Genomic DNA, 14,881 nt, shown 5'->3' on the forward strand with positions numbered 1-14,881 from the left:
TGAGGGCATTCGGAACGGAGTGTCGCCGGGTATAATCAGGGGCTTTTCTCGCAACAGCGTCGCCCGATCGCACCCAAAGCAACAACCCATCTGAGAGCAGCCGCCGGCATTCGTTGCGCGAGCGGCCTGCAGGCACCGGGCGACCGTAACCATCCGGAGAATCCAGTGCTTTTGTCTCTACAGGGAAAATTCCCCTCCGCCATCCTGGCGCTCGCAGACGGCACGGTCTTTATCGGCAATTCGATTGGTGCCACCGGCACCACCGTCGGCGAAGTGGTGTTCAACACCTCCATCACCGGCTACCAGGAAATCCTCACCGACCCCAGCTATTGCCAGCAGATCGTGACACTCACGTATCCGCACATCGGCAACTACGGCGTCAACACCGAGGATATCGAAGCTGACAAGGTCCATGCCGCAGGCCTGATCATCAAGGACCTGCCCCTGCTGGCCAGCAATTTCCGACAGACCGAAACCCTCTCGCAGTACCTGGTGCGCGAGCAGACAGTGGCGATTGCCAACATCGATACCCGCAAACTCACCCGCCTGCTGCGCAGCCAGGGCGCGCAAAACGGCGCCATCGTCGGCCTGGCGGCCGGTGAAACCGTGACGCAGGCGCACATCGACGCCGCGCTGGCCGCTGCCAAGGCGGCGCCCAGCATGAAGGGCCTGGATCTGGCCCAGGTGGTCACCACCGCCGCTGCATATCCCTGGGAACAGACCGAGTGGAAGCTGGGCACGGGCTACGGCAAGCAGGAGTCGCCCCGCTTTCATGTGGTGGCCTACGACTTTGGTGTGAAGCTGAACATCCTGCGCATGCTGGCAGAGCGCGGTTGCAAACTGACGGTGGTGCCTGCCCAAACGCCAGCCGCCGAAGTGCTGGCAATGAACCCCGACGGCGTGTTTCTGTCCAACGGCCCTGGCGACCCGGCGCCTTGCGACTACGCCATCACCGCGGTGCAACAGATCATCGAGAGTGGCGTTCCTACCTTTGGTATCTGCCTGGGTCACCAGATCATGGCCCTGGCCTCGGGCGCCCGGACGTTCAAGATGCAGCACAGCCACCACGGCGCCAACCACCCGGTGAAAGACCTGGACACGGGCCGCGTCAGCATCACCAGCCAGAACCACGGCTTTGCGGTGGAGATGGAGTCGCTGCCCGCCAACCTGCGTGCCACGCACATCAGCCTGTTCGACGGCACGCTGCAAGGCTTGGTGCGCACCGACAAGCCGGCGTTCTGCTTTCAGGGTCACCCCGAGGCTTCGCCCGGCCCGCATGATATTGCCTACCTGTTTGACCGCTTCACGGCATTGATGGCCACGGCCCAGGAGAAAAAATAATGCCAAAGCGCACCGACATCCAAAGCGTCCTCATCATCGGCGCCGGCCCCATCATCATCGGCCAGGCCTGCGAGTTCGACTACTCCGGCGTGCAGGCCTGTAAGGCGCTGCGCGAAGAGGGTTACAAGGTCATCCTGATCAACAGCAACCCCGCCACGATCATGACCGACCCGGCCACTGCCGACGTCACCTACATCGAGCCCATTACCTGGCAGACGGTCGAGAAGATCATCGCCAAGGAGCGCCCCGACGCGATTCTGCCCACCATGGGTGGCCAGACCGCGCTCAACTGCGCGCTCGACCTGTGGCACAACGGTGTGCTCGACAAATACAAGGTCGAGCTCATCGGTGCGACGCCTGAAGCCATCGACAAGGCCGAAGACCGCTTGAAGTTCAAGGACGCCATGACCAAGATCGGTCTGGGCTCCGCGCGCTCCGGCATCGCCCACAGCATGGACGAGGCCTGGGCCGTGCAAAAGAGCGTGGGCTTCCCCACCGTCATTCGCCCCAGCTTCACGCTGGGCGGCACGGGCGGCGGCATCGCCTACAACCCTGAAGAGTTCGAGACCATCTGCAAGCGCGGTCTGGAAGCCTCGCCCACCAACGAGCTGCTGATCGAAGAGTCGCTGCTCGGCTGGAAAGAGTATGAGATGGAAGTGGTCCGAGACAAGGCGGACAACTGCATCATCATCTGCTCCATCGAGAACCTGGACCCGATGGGTGTGCACACGGGCGACTCGATCACCGTGGCCCCTGCGCAGACGCTGACCGACAAGGAATACCAGATCATGCGCAACGCCTCTTTGGCGGTGCTGCGCGAGATCGGTGTGGACACGGGCGGCTCCAACGTGCAGTTCTCGATCAACCCCAAAGACGGCCGCATGGTCGTGATCGAGATGAACCCGCGCGTGTCGCGTTCGTCCGCGCTGGCCTCCAAGGCCACGGGTTTCCCGATTGCCAAGGTGGCGGCCAAGCTGGCCGTGGGCTACACGCTCGATGAGCTCAAGAACGAAATCACGGGTGGCGCCACGCCCGCGTCGTTCGAGCCTTCGATCGACTATGTGGTCACCAAGATCCCGCGTTTCGCGTTCGAAAAATTCCCCACGGCCGACAGCCGCCTGACCACGCAGATGAAATCGGTGGGCGAAGTCATGGCCATGGGCCGCACCTTCCAGGAATCGTTCCAGAAAGCCCTGCGCGGCCTGGAAGTGGGCGTGGACGGCATGAACGAAAAGACCCAGGACCGCGAAGTGCTCGAAAAGGAACTGGGCGAGCCCGGCCCCGAGCGCATCTGGTATGTGGGCGATGCATTTGCCATGGGCCTGTCGGTGGACGAGGTGTTCGACCTCACCAAGATCGACAAGTGGTTCCTCGTGCAGATCGAGCAGATCGTAAAGATCGAACTGGAGCTGGACCAGCTGGCAGTGGAAAAGGGCGATGCAGCCCTGGCTGCACTCGATGCCGCCACGCTGCACACGCTCAAGCAGAAGGGCTTTTCCGACCGCCGTCTGGCCAAGCTGCTCAAGACCACGGAAAAGGCCGTGCGCGAAGCGCGCCGCGCGCTCAAGGTGCGCCCTGTCTACAAGCGCGTGGACACCTGCGCCGCCGAGTTCGCCACCAACACGGCCTACCTGTATTCGACCTACGAGAACGCCGCTCACGGTGGCGTCGCAGAATGCGAAGCCGAGCCGACCAACGCCAAGAAGATCATGGTGCTGGGCGGTGGCCCCAACCGCATTGGGCAGGGCATCGAGTTCGACTATTGCTGCGTGCACGCGGCCCTTGCCATGCGCGAGGATGGTTATGAAACCATCATGGTCAACTGCAACCCTGAAACGGTTTCGACCGACTACGACACCTCGGACCGCCTGTATTTCGAGCCCGTCACGCTGGAAGACGTGCTGGAAATCGTCGACAAGGAAAAGCCGGTGGGCGTGATCGTGCAGTACGGCGGTCAGACGCCGCTGAAGCTGGCACTCGATCTGGAAGCCGCAGGCGTGCCCATCATCGGCACCAGCCCCGACATGATCGATGCCGCCGAAGACCGCGAGCGCTTCCAGGCGCTGCTGCACAAGCTGCAACTGCGCCAGCCGCCCAATGCCACGGCGCGCACCGAGCCCGAGGCCCTGGAAAAGGCCGCCGCACTGGGTTACCCGCTGGTGGTGCGCCCCAGCTACGTGCTGGGCGGCCGCGCGATGGAAATCGTGCACGAGCAACGCGACCTCGAGCGCTACATGCGCGAGGCCGTGAAGGTGAGCCATGACTCGCCCGTGCTGCTCGACCGCTTCCTCTCCAACGCCATCGAGTGCGACGTGGACTGCGTGCGTGATTCGACCGGCGTGACATTCATTGGCGGCGTGATGGAGCACATCGAACAGGCCGGCGTGCACAGCGGCGACTCGGCTTGCTCGCTGCCGCCGTATTACCTGTCCAAGGCCACGGTGGATGAAATCAAGCGCCAGACGGCCGCGATGGCCGAGGGCCTGAATGTGGTGGGACTGATGAATGTGCAGTTCGCCATTCAGGAAGCCGACGGCAAGGACATCATCTACGTGCTCGAAGTGAATCCGCGCGCCTCGCGCACGGTGCCCTTCGTGAGCAAGGCCACGGGCATCCAGCTGGCCAAGGTGGCGGCACGCTGCATGGCAGGCCAGACACTGGCCTCGCAAGGCATCACCAAGGAGGTGACGCCGCCATATTTCAGCGTGAAGGAAGCCGTGTTCCCGTTCGTCAAATTCCCCGGTGTGGACACCATCCTCGGCCCCGAGATGAAGTCCACCGGCGAAGTCATGGGCGTGGGCAAGACCTTTGGCGAAGCCTTCGTGAAGAGCCAGATGGGCGCGGGCACCAAGCTGCCCACCTCGGGCAAGGTTTTCCTCACCGTGAAGAACAGCGACAAAGCACGCGCCGTGGACATCGCACGCCAGCTCGTGGCCCTGGGCTTCGAGCTGGTGGCCACCAAGGGCACGGCGGCGGCCATTGAGGCGGCTGGTGTGCCGGTGCAGGTGGTCAACAAGGTGACCGAAGGTCGCCCGCACATCGTGGACATGATCAAGAACGACGAGATTGTCATGGTTATCAACACGGTGGAAGAGCGGCGCAACGCCATTGCCGATTCGCGTGCCATTCGCACGTCGTCGCTGCTGGCGCGCGTGACCACGTTCACGACCATCTTTGGTGCCGAAGCCGCCGTCGAGGGCATGAAGTTTCTCGACAAGCTCGATGTGTATTCGGTGCAGGAGCTGCACGCCCAGCTGGTGGCCTGAGCCCCGGCAAACGCGGCATAATCTGCCGCTGACCAGACACCGCCGCGCGGCAACGTGCGGCGGTTTCCTTTTGTAGGGTCGCCAGTGGCATTGGCACGGAAATTCCGTGGCCATGTCGGGTGACTGACCGGTGGGGCTGCTGTGCCGCTTCACCGTTTTGATTGATGGAGACTCAACAGAATGGCCACCATTCCCATTACCAAGCGCGGCGCTGAAAAGCTCAAGACAGAGCTGCATCGCCTCAAGACCGTGGAGCGGCCCGCCGTGATCACGGCCATTGCCGAAGCGCGAGCGCAGGGCGACCTCAGCGAAAACGCCGACTACGATGCCGCCAAGGACCGCCAGGGGTTCATCGAGGGGCGCATTCAGGAAATCGAGGGCAAGCTCTCGGTCGCGCAGGTCATCGATCCGAGCGGCGTGGACGGCGGTGGCAAGGTGGTCTTTGGCGCCACGGTCGAGCTGGAAGACGAAGAGTCTGGCGACACGGTTAAATACCAGATCGTGGGCGAGGACGAGGCCGACCTGAAGCAAGGCCTGATCAATATCTCCAGCCCGATTGCCCGGGCCTTGATTGGCAAGGAAGAGGGCGACACGGCGGAAGTGCTGGCGCCGGGCGGTGTGCGGCGCTACGAAGTGGTGGCTGTCAGCTACCTGTGACGCCAGGCGCCATGCTCAGCCGCCTTCCTGCACTTTTGGCCGCCCTGTGGTGGGGCAGCCTGACAACGATCGGGTTCTTGGTCGTGCCGCTGCTGTTTGCGCACTTGCCTTCTCCCGCAATGGCGGGCGGCATGGCGGCACGGCTGTTTGCCGCACAGACCTGGGTGACGGTGGTGTGTTGCGTGCTGTTGCTGCTGATGTCAAGGCCAAAAGGCGAGGTAACCCAATATCCATGGGCGCAAGCAGCTATGGTTTTTATAGTTGGCGGGTTGCTGCTGGCCTTGCTGGTCCAGTTTGGTGTGGCGCCTCGCATTGTCGCCCGGCAGGATCTGCGCCTGTGGCACTCGGTGGGTAGCGTGATGTATGCCCTGCAGTGGTGCTGTGCCCTGGTGGTGCTCTGGCGAACCTTGCGGGCCACGCCAGCACCCACCTGACAAGGCCCGGTTCAGGGCCTTTTCAGGCGGCAGCAGTCTCTGCCGCCGTGTTCCCCGGTCACTCGTGCCAGTGCTCGGCCACCCAGGTGGCGGGGCGGATGTAGCGAAAACGGCGATTGCGCCGTCCTGCCAGCGCATCCGGGGGGTTGCACTCCCCATGAAAGATCACGATGCGCGCGCCTGGCGGAACGAAGGGGGCCTTCCAGTAATTGGTGGGCCAGCGGGGAATGCCGTGGTATTTGAAGCTCGGACACCATGCGGCGGGCCAGTACTGCAGCTTGCCTTGTTTGTGCAGAAAATCTGACAAGTAAGCCTGTTCGTTGCGAAACTGCTGGCGAATGGTGTCGAAATGGCCCCGAAAATATTCCAACACGTCTGGGTGGGCGCCCAGTTCGAACCGGTACACAGACGAGTTGCCGGTGATGCGCCAAGGCCGCTTGTAGTCGTGGATGATCAAAAACTCACCGGGCTGGGTGAAAAACTCATCCAGGCTACCGGTAATCACCACATCCACATCCAGGAACAGCGCAGTGCCCCGCAGTCCGTGCAGATCGGCGCTGAACGTGGCCAGCTTGGTCCAGCCCCGTTCCGGAATGCCGGCGGGCAAATCCAGGGGCGGGATGGGCAAACACTGCACTTCGCTGCGTATGCCTGTGCTGTCGTCCGTGAGGCAGACGAAACGGAAGTCCCCGCTCAGGTGGCGTCGCACCATCGCGTAAAGGCGATTGACATATTCGGGGCCGTATTTCGTGCCCCATTTCATGCAGATGACGTGGCGCTCATGCGCCGATACTGCGGCTGTCATGCGGCTCAGTCAGCCTGGCGTTTCTTGACCGATTTGAGTTTGGGCTTCTTGGCCCGCTTGATCTGCCCTCCGGGCGTGAGGCGTTGGTTGCCCAACACGCGCAGTTGCTTGATTTCGGGTCGCTGGCCACCGCGCTTGCTGTATTTGAGCACCTTGACGTCGCGTGGGCCGGGCATGCGGTCTTCGTCGGGCGTGCGTTCCTTGGGGGGCTGCGGACGCCAGAGCACCAGAAGCTTGCCGATGTGCTGGATGGGTGCGGCGTTCAGATCTGCGGCGAGCTGCTGGTAAATCAGCTCTCGGGCGGCCCGGTCGTCGTTGAATATGCGCACCTTGATCAGCCCATGGGCGTTAAGGGCGGCATCAATTTCTTTTTGCACTGCGGGGGTCAGGCCATCTCCTCCCACAAGGACCACGGGGTCGAGGTGGTGGGCATTGGCGCGATGTTCCCGGCGTTCTGCGGGAGTCAGTTGAATTTGGGACATGGCCGTATTATGTCTGCGGCTGGTTGCGGCGCATCTTCGTGTCGCTTCGCGAAATGAGCCCCGGACGCAATCGGCGGTACCGATTGTCGAGAGACAATGGAGCCGTATGAAAGTAAAAACCCAAAGCAAGAAGGTCAACAAGGCCTGGTTGAACGACCATGTCAATGACACCTACGTCAAGCTGGCCCACAAAGAGGGTTATCGGGCCCGCGCGGCCTACAAGCTCAAGGAGATCGACGAGCAGCTGGGGTTGATCAAGCCGGGACATACGGTGGTGGATCTGGGTTCAACCCCGGGCGCCTGGAGCCAGTATGTACGCAGGCGCCTGTCTCCTACCGGTGCAGCTGCCGGGCAACTCAATGGCTGCATCATCGCGCTGGACGTCTTGCCGATGGAGCCGGTCGAGGGCGTGACCTTCCTGCAAGGAGACTTCCGGGAGTCCGAGGTATTGCAGCAGCTGGAAGGCGCTTTGCAGGGGCGGCCGGTGGATGTGGTGGTGTCCGACATGGCGCCCAACCTGTCCGGAATTGATTCGGCTGACACGGCGCGCATTGCGCATCTCGTGGAGCTTGCCGTGGACTTCGCCTGCCAGCACCTGAAGCCCGAGGGTGCGCTGGTGGTCAAGCTGTTCCACGGTAGCGGTTATGGCGAGTTGGTAGTGCTTTTCAAGAGCCGTTTCAAAACCGTCAAACCGCTCAAGCCCAAGGCATCGCGCGACAAATCCTCCGAAACTTTTCTGGTGGGCATGGGTCTCAAACCACTGGCTTGAGGTAAACCGCTCCATCATTTTTTGTGCCATGGGGCTTAAAGCCCGCGCTGAGTCCATGGCCGGGAGGGGGAATAAGCCTCCTCCCAAGGCTTGAAACACATAAAATGGTCCACACGTATGCCATGACGGCTTCGTGACCGTTTTTTCCGCGACTGGAGTCCTGCTTGAACAATCAGTGGTTTTCAAAAATTGCCGTGTGGCTGGTCATTGCCATGGTGCTGTTCACTGTATTCAAACAGTTTGATACCCGCACAGGCGCCAGTGCTGGCCATGTCGGCTATTCGGAGTTCCTGGAGGAAGTTCGAAACAGTCGCATCAAGAGTGCCACCATCCAGGAAGGCCAGGGCGGCACCGAGATCATTGCAGTCACCAACGATGACCGCAAAGTGCGCACGACTGCCACCTACCTCGACCGCGGCCTGGTCGGCGACCTGATTGCCAACAACGTCAAGTTCGACGTTAAGCCCCGCGAAGAAGGTTCCCTGCTCATGACTCTGCTGGTCAGTTGGGGCCCCATGCTGCTGTTGATCGGCGTGTGGGTGTACTTCATGCGCCAGATGCAGGGCGGCGGCAAGGGCGGCGCATTTAGTTTCGGTAAGAGCAAGGCGCGTTTGCTGGACGAGAACACCAATACCGTGACCTTTGCCGACGTCGCTGGTTGCGATGAAGCCAAGGAAGAAGTGAAGGAAGTCGTCGACTTCCTGAAAGATCCACAGAAATTCCAGAAACTCGGTGGTCGTATTCCCCGAGGCTTGCTGCTGGTAGGGCCGCCCGGAACCGGAAAGACCCTGTTGGCGAAGTCAATTGCTGGCGAAGCCAAGGTGCCGTTCTTCAGTATTTCGGGGTCCGATTTTGTGGAAATGTTCGTTGGCGTGGGCGCATCCCGTGTGCGCGACATGTTCGACAACGCCAAGAAGAACGCCCCCTGCATCATCTTCATTGATGAGATTGATGCCGTGGGCCGCCAGCGTGGCGCTGGCCTTGGTGGTGGCAATGACGAGCGCGAGCAGACCCTGAACCAGATGCTGGTCGAGATGGATGGTTTTGAGACCAACCTGGGTGTGATTGTTGTGGCTGCCACCAACCGCCCCGACATCCTGGACGCCGCCTTGTTGCGCCCCGGCCGCTTTGACCGCCAGGTGTATGTGACGCTGCCCGACATTCGTGGCCGCGAGCAGATTCTGAACGTGCACATGCGCAAGATCCCGATCGGCCAGGACGTGGCCCCAGGCATCATTGCCCGTGGCACGCCCGGTATGAGTGGCGCCGACCTGGCCAACCTGTGCAACGAAGCTGCCCTGATGGCTGCGCGCCGCAACGCACGCACCGTGGAGATGCAAGACTTTGAAAAGGCCAAGGACAAGATTCTCATGGGTCCCGAGCGCAAGAGCATGGTCATGCCCGAGGAAGAGCGCCGCAACACGGCCTATCACGAGTCTGGACACGCCCTTATTGGCAAGCTGCTGCCCAAGTGCGACCCCGTGCACAAAGTCACCATCATTCCCCGTGGCCGTGCCCTGGGTGTGACGATGAGCCTGCCTGCGCAGGACCGCTACAGCTACGACCGCGAGTACATGCTCAACCAGATCAGCATGCTGTTTGGTGGCCGTATCGCCGAAGAAGTGTTCATGAACCAGATGACCACCGGCGCCAGCAATGACTTTGAGCGCGCCACGCACATTGCCCGTGACATGGTTACCCGCTATGGCATGACTGACGCCCTGGGCCCGATGGTGTACGCCGAGAACGAAGGCGAAGTGTTTCTGGGCCGTTCGGTGACCAAGACCACCACCATGAGCGAGCAGACCATGGAAAAGGTGGACATGGAAGTGCGCCGCATCATCGACGAGCAATACAACCTGGCCCGCCGTCTGATTGAAGAAAACAGCGACAAGATGCACGCTATGGCCAAGGCCTTGCTCGAATGGGAAACCATCGATACCGACCAGCTTGACGACATCATGGCCGGCAAGGCGCCTCGTCCGCCCAAAGACTGGACGCCGCGTACGCCTCCGTCCTCGGGTGACGGCCCCAGCGGCGGATCGCCTGCCGTTGCCACAGAGCCAGCCCCCACCGTCGCCTGACGCCGGGGAGCGTGTTCACTACAAAAACGGGGCTTGCGGCCCCGTTTTTGTTTGTTTTTATTGGAAGCCCATGCTCTGGCAAACCACCCGTTTCACCATAGACCTGACACGCCCGCAGACCATGGGCATTGTCAATGTGACGCCAGACTCCTTCTCCGACGGGGGACGCCATGGCTCGACGGCCTCTGCTTTGCGCCACTGTGAGCAGCTTTTGAAGGATGGTGCCGATATCCTGGATATCGGCGGCGAATCCACCCGCCCTGGCAGCCCGGCTGTGGAGCTGGAGGAGGAACTGGCGCGTGTGCTGCCCCTGGTGCGCGGTGCCGTTGGCTTTGGTGTGCCGATTTCAGTGGATACCTATAAACCCGAGGTCATGCAGGCTGTGCTCGACCTCGGTGCCGATATCGTCAATGACATTTGGGCTTTGCGCCAGCCAGGTTCCGCGCAGGTGGTGGCGCGGCACCCGCGGTGCGGTGTGTGCCTGATGCACATGCACGGCGATCCGCAGACCATGCAGGCAGCGCCCATGGCGGGTGATGTACTGCAACAAGTGCTATCATTTTTGGAGCTATTAGCGCAAGCCATGCAAGCGCTAGGGGTCGAAAAGACTCGAATTGTTGTGGACCCGGGCATTGGTTTTGGCAAAACCGTCGCGCAAAATTTCACGCTGCTGGCGCGCCAGCGCGAACTGCTGGCGCTGGGCTATCCCGTGCTGGCCGGCTGGTCGCGCAAGTCATCATTGGGTGCAGTCACAGGGCTGGATGTGGACCAGCGGCTGCAGCCCAGCGTGGCTGCGGCGCTGCTTGCAGTGGAGCGCGGTGCGCGCATTGTGCGCGTGCATGACGTGCGCGAAACAGTGCAGGCCCTCGCCGTATGGCGTGCCATGGAGTCGAGCGAGGCGGTAGGGGCGCCATAGTGTTTGCTCCCGTGGACGCTGAAAGGCCATTTTTCAAGGATTTTTTTGCCTTGTCTGTCATGGCCCTTTTGACCGGAGTAGTGCATTAGCTCATGCTGGCAGGGCAGCACGGCTTCGCTGATGTTGGGCGGGACAAAGGCGAGTCCAGCGGTGCTGTAATACTTCCTTGAAACGCCCAGTCCCGATTGGGGCCCTTGCTTTCCGGCCAGCCTTGGGCGTCAAGCCGGGATTGGACTGATGTGGGCTCGCAAGGCGGCGGCTGCGCCGTGCGCTAGACTCAAATGTGAAATAAAACAGCAGCGTAAAGTCGACTCCCATGACTCAAAAATATTTTGGTACCGACGGCATTCGCGGCACCGTTGGCCAGGCGCCCATCACCCCTGACTTTGTCTTGCGTCTGGCGCATGCTGTCGGGCGAGTGCTCAAACAGACTGAAGAGCGCCCCACGGTGCTGATCGGCAAGGACACTCGTATTTCAGGCTACATGCTCGAGAGCGCACTGGAGTCTGGTTTTAACTCGGCGGGGGTCGATGTGGTGCTGCTGGGGCCCCTGCCCACTCCGGGTGTGGCATATCTGACGCGGGCGCAGCGCGCCAGCCTGGGAGTGGTCATCAGTGCCAGTCACAACGCGTACCCGGACAACGGCATCAAATTTTTCAGTGCACAGGGGACCAAGCTGCCGGACGCGTGGGAGCTGGCGGTAGAAGCTGCGCTGGAGGAGCCGCCCAAGTGGGCTGACTCTGCCACGCTGGGCAAGGCCCGCCGACTCGACGATGCAGCAGGGCGGTACATTGAGTTTTGCAAGAGCACGTTTCCGTCGGATCTGACCCTCAAGGGCCTCAAAATTGTGGTGGATGCGGCCCATGGCGCTGCCTACCAGGTGGCCCCCAAGGTGTTTCATGAGCTGGGTGCTGAGGTGCTGGCGATTGGGTGTGCTCCTGACGGCGTCAATATCAACCACGAGGTCGGTGCCACCCATCCGGACGCGCTGGTGCGTGCTGTGCGCGCCAATCATGCTGACTATGGCATCGCACTGGACGGCGATGCCGACCGTCTGCAGATGGTGGACGCGACCGGGCGTCTCTACAACGGTGATGAGTTGCTTTACCTCATGGCGGCCGATCGCATGGGACGTGACGAGCATGTGCCCGGCGTGGTTGGTACCTTGATGACCAACATGGCCGTTGAAGTCGCGTTGCAGGCGCGCGGTGTGAAGCTTGTGCGGGCACGCGTGGGCGACCGCTACGTTTTGGAGGAACTGGCCCGCCACCACTGGGTGCTGGGTGGCGAGGGCTCGGGGCATCTGCTGGCGCTGGACCGCCACACCACGGGTGACGGCATCGTCAGCGCCTTGCAGGTGCTGCAGGCGTGCGTGCGCAGTGGACAAAACATGGGGCAACTGCTGGCCGATGTGGTGCTCTATCCGCAGGTGCTGCTGAATGTCCGCCTGGCGCCGGGGCAGGACTGGAAGGCCAACAAGTTGTTGGCACAAACGACCCATGCCGTTGAGCAGGAACTGGGTAGCACCGGGCGGCTCCTGATTCGTGCAAGTGGCACCGAGCCTTTGCTGCGTGTGATGGTGGAGGCGCGCGATGCGCAAATGGCCAGTGCCTGCGCCCAGCGGCTGGCCGATGCGGCGCGTGCGGGTTAAGTGGCTCGGGCCGACTCAGAATATCCGGACGGGCGGGGGTGGATTTGCCTGCTTAGCCCAGACGCTGGCGGATGAAGGTTTCCACCTCGGGCGCCGGCAATGGATGGCTGAAGTAGTAACCCTGGGCTTCATCGCAACCTTGCTCGCGCAGGAAGGTGAGTTGACCTTCGGTTTCCACCCCCTCCGCGATGGTGCGCATTCCCAGCGCCTGTGCCATGCGGATGACGGCACTCACGATGGCGCGGTCGTTGGCGTCGTGTTCCAGGTCTCGTACGAATGATTGGTCGATTTTGAGCTTGAAGATCTGGAACCGCTTGAGCTGGCTGAGCGACGAGTAGCCCGTGCCAAAGTCATCCATCGCCATCCGCACACCACGCGCATGAAGCTGGTCCATCGTGGCGGCTGCCGCCTGCGGATCATCGACCGCCACGCCCTCGGTCAATTCAAGTTCTAGCGCCTGGGCAGGAACGTCACAGGCTGCAAGTATTTGGCCCACCATTTCAGGCAGTTGCGGCTGGCGAAACTGAACGGCCGAAAGATTCACGGCCACGGTCAGACCGGTGATGCCGCTCATACGCCAGGCCTTGAGTTGCGTTAGTGCAGTGCGCAGCACCCACTCACCGATCGGAAGGATCTGCCCGCTGTCTTCTGCAATGGGGATGAATTCGGAGGGCGCAATGGTGCCCCACTCGGGGTGCTGCCAGCGCAGGAGGGCTTCCACGCCGTGCACTCTTCCCGTCGGCAGGTCCACCTGGGGTTGATAGTGCACGCTGAGCTGGTTGCGTTCAAGCGCCCGGCGCAAGGCATTTTGGAGTTGCAGCACCCGCACTGACTGCGCCTGCATTTCGGGCGTAAAAAACCGGAAGGTGTTGCGCCCGTCCAACTTGGCCTGGTACATGGCTACGTCTGCCGACTGGGTGAGGGTGTCGAAATCTTCTCCATCGCCGGGGAATAACGCGATGCCCATGGACGGGGCCACGGTGAGTTCGTGGTGGTCGATCTCGTAGTGGTGGCGAGACGCTTCCTGTAGCTTTCCGGCGACGTGGGCTGCGCCATGGGCGCTAGCGCCAGGCAGCAGCAGGATGAACTCATCGCCGCCCAAACGCGACACTGTGTCCTTGTCGCGCACCACAGCCCGCAGCCGCGCTGCAATTTCAACCAGCAGGGCATCCCCCACGCGATGCCCCAGCGAATCATTCACATGCTTGAAATGGTCAAGATCCAGAAAAATCACCGCCAACGGCGTGCCGGCCTCCTTGGCCAGGCGGATGGCGCATTCTGCGCGCTCCGCCAGCAGTGTCCGGTTGGGCAGACCGGTGAGAGGGTCGTAGTGGGCGAGCCAGTAAATGCGTTCCTGGTCCGCTTTGCGGTCGCGGATTTCGCTGTGCAGGCTGTCCACGGTGTCGCGCAGTTCACGCGTGCGGTCCTGCACCTGTTGCTCAAGTCGCTCGTGTGCCATGGCAAGCGCTGCCTGGGCTTGCTTGCGTTCGGTGACATCCATGGCGATCCAGACCGAGCCTTGGGACGGGTCGTCAGGGTCAAGGGATTTGCTGCGCACCTCGCACACCACGGGCGTGCCGTCCTTGCGGCACATTTCCACCTCCCCCTCGAAGGCTTGGCCAGCAGCCAGCATTGGATAGCACCTTCGGCCAACGTCTTCCCACACCGCATCACTGGCATACCAGCGCCTGGATGGGCCTTGGGCCAGTTCACCGGGGGCGTATCCCAGCATTTGCTCGAAATGGCGGTTGCAACGCGTAAGGTGCCGTTCACGAAGAAAAACAATACCGACCATGGCATGGTCGAACAGCAGCTGTTTTTCTCGTAGCGCATCGCTCAGTTGTGCCTGGGCCCGCTTTTGCTCATCAATGTCATCCAGTATCCAGATGGATCCCTCGGTCGTGTCCAGGGGGTTGATGAGGCGGCCTGTCAGGTTGCCCCAGAACAGTTCTCCGTTGCAGCGGCGCATCTGGCGCTCCACGCGGTAGGTCTGGCCCCGTGCCATGGTGGGATAAGCGCTGCGCCCCAGTTCGCGAAATTCCTCACGGCTCGGGTAGAGGACTTCGCTGCTGAGCCCAATGATCTGCTGCGGTGACGCATAGCCAAAAATCTCGGCGTAACGTTGGTTGCAGCGCACCAGTACCCGCTGTCGCATGAAAACGATGCCCACCCCTGCGCTGTCCAGCAGGATCTGCTGTTCGCGCAGGGTGCGCTCAAGTTGCGTGTCAGGCACCGCGCCGAAAGACTGCAATTCTGGGGTGCTGTGCGGGGAGGGCATGAAACCGTGATGGTCAAGGAGCCAGGAGGCCCACAAATCTGTTCCAAAGTGTAGCAGCAGCCATTCAAGCGGTGTATTGATGGCAATCCAGCGTGCGCCATGGTTCCGGTGGCTGGCTAAAGGGGGAGCAGGGGGTCAGATACCGAAGCGGGGCATTGCCACCTCTCGCCGTCGGTGTTGTATTGCCTGCGGAGAAAA

At 61.7% G+C, this 14,881-nt stretch carries 11 protein-coding genes; 8 read left to right on the plus strand and 3 right to left on the minus strand.

The genetic code is table 11. From position 1 onward, the window contains the following. The first annotated feature begins 165 nt into the window (after positions 1-165). From carA to K226_RS0109890, 4 genes are all read left to right on the plus strand, one after another. A complete protein-coding gene (carA, locus tag K226_RS0109875; protein WP_024814650.1) occupies positions 166-1,341 on the plus strand; it encodes a glutamine-hydrolyzing carbamoyl-phosphate synthase small subunit in 1,176 nt (391 codons plus the stop codon). Beyond that, positions 1,341-4,607 carry a carbamoyl-phosphate synthase large subunit gene (carB, locus tag K226_RS0109880; RefSeq protein ID WP_024814651.1) on the plus strand — a complete coding sequence of 1,089 codons (3,267 nt, stop codon included), beginning with the start codon at positions 1,341-1,343 and terminating at the stop codon, positions 4,605-4,607. Before carA ends, carB begins: the two co-directional genes overlap by 1 nt. A 180-nt stretch (positions 4,608-4,787) precedes the next feature. After that, positions 4,788-5,264: a transcription elongation factor GreA gene (greA, locus tag K226_RS0109885; RefSeq protein WP_024814652.1), complete on the plus strand. Its 477-nt coding sequence runs from the start codon at positions 4,788-4,790 to the stop codon at positions 5,262-5,264. A gap of 11 nt (positions 5,265-5,275) precedes the next feature. Beyond that, the gene (locus tag K226_RS0109890; protein ID WP_024814653.1) at positions 5,276-5,698 is read left to right on the plus strand and encodes a DUF4149 domain-containing protein; all 423 of its coding nucleotides are present in this window, start codon (positions 5,276-5,278) and stop codon (positions 5,696-5,698) included. Positions 5,699-5,756: 58 nt separating this feature from the next. Here the strand turns inward: K226_RS0109890 and K226_RS0109895 are convergent, their stop codons facing one another. Further along, a complete protein-coding gene (locus K226_RS0109895; RefSeq protein ID WP_024814654.1) occupies positions 5,757-6,503 on the minus strand; it encodes a hypothetical protein in 747 nt (248 codons plus the stop codon). Between the two features lie 5 nt (positions 6,504-6,508). Further along, a complete protein-coding gene (locus K226_RS0109900) occupies positions 6,509-6,985 on the minus strand; it encodes a YhbY family RNA-binding protein (RefSeq protein ID WP_024814655.1) in 477 nt (158 codons plus the stop codon). Positions 6,986-7,091: 106 nt separating this feature from the next. Here K226_RS0109900 and K226_RS0109905 point away from each other — a divergent pair, with 106 nt between their 5' ends. The 4 genes from K226_RS0109905 to glmM all read left to right on the plus strand — a co-directional run bounded on the left by K226_RS0109905 (position 7,092) and on the right by glmM (position 12,405). After that, a complete protein-coding gene (locus K226_RS0109905; protein ID WP_024814656.1) occupies positions 7,092-7,754 on the plus strand; it encodes an RlmE family RNA methyltransferase in 663 nt (220 codons plus the stop codon). Positions 7,755-7,918: 164 nt separating this feature from the next. Continuing rightward, a complete protein-coding gene (gene ftsH / locus K226_RS0109910; RefSeq protein WP_024814657.1) occupies positions 7,919-9,838 on the plus strand; it encodes an ATP-dependent zinc metalloprotease FtsH in 1,920 nt (639 codons plus the stop codon). A 70-nt stretch (positions 9,839-9,908) separates the two neighbouring features. Further along, entirely contained in the window at positions 9,909-10,754 is an 846-nt protein-coding gene (folP, locus tag K226_RS0109915; RefSeq protein ID WP_024814658.1) for a dihydropteroate synthase, read from the plus strand. A gap of 316 nt (positions 10,755-11,070) precedes the next feature. After that, entirely contained in the window at positions 11,071-12,405 is a 1,335-nt protein-coding gene (glmM, locus tag K226_RS0109920) for a phosphoglucosamine mutase (RefSeq protein WP_024814659.1), read from the plus strand. A 52-nt stretch (positions 12,406-12,457) separates the two neighbouring features. On the opposite strand, the gene K226_RS0109925 is transcribed toward glmM, so the two are convergent. Further along, positions 12,458-14,683 (minus strand): bifunctional diguanylate cyclase/phosphodiesterase, encoded by a 2,226-nt coding sequence (locus tag K226_RS0109925; protein WP_024814660.1) that lies wholly within the window; start codon positions 14,681-14,683, stop codon positions 12,458-12,460. Positions 14,684-14,881: the final 198 nt, after the last annotated feature.

The organism is Acidovorax sp. JHL-3 (assembly GCF_000526295.1).
GTDB lineage: Bacteria > Pseudomonadota > Gammaproteobacteria > Burkholderiales > Burkholderiaceae_C > Acidovorax > Acidovorax defluvii.

What these genes read in the sequence shown, in the direction of transcription:
- carB (WP_024814651.1), top strand. Translation starts at nt 1,341, where the DNA reads ATGCCAAAGCGCACCGACATCCAAAGCGTCCTCATCATCGGCGCCGGC.
- greA (WP_024814652.1), top strand. Translation starts at nt 4,788, where the DNA reads ATGGCCACCATTCCCATTACCAAGCGCGGCGCTGAAAAGCTCAAGACA.
- K226_RS0109890 (WP_024814653.1), top strand. Translation starts at nt 5,276, where the DNA reads ATGCTCAGCCGCCTTCCTGCACTTTTGGCCGCCCTGTGGTGGGGCAGC.
- K226_RS0109895 (WP_024814654.1), bottom strand. Translation starts at nt 6,503, where the DNA reads ATGACAGCCGCAGTATCGGCGCATGAGCGCCACGTCATCTGCATGAAA.
- K226_RS0109900 (WP_024814655.1), bottom strand. Translation starts at nt 6,985, where the DNA reads ATGTCCCAAATTCAACTGACTCCCGCAGAACGCCGGGAACATCGCGCC.
- K226_RS0109905 (WP_024814656.1), top strand. Translation starts at nt 7,092, where the DNA reads ATGAAAGTAAAAACCCAAAGCAAGAAGGTCAACAAGGCCTGGTTGAAC.
- folP (WP_024814658.1), top strand. Translation starts at nt 9,909, where the DNA reads ATGCTCTGGCAAACCACCCGTTTCACCATAGACCTGACACGCCCGCAG.
- glmM (WP_024814659.1), top strand. Translation starts at nt 11,071, where the DNA reads ATGACTCAAAAATATTTTGGTACCGACGGCATTCGCGGCACCGTTGGC.
- K226_RS0109925 (WP_024814660.1), bottom strand. Translation starts at nt 14,683, where the DNA reads ATGCCCTCCCCGCACAGCACCCCAGAATTGCAGTCTTTCGGCGCGGTG.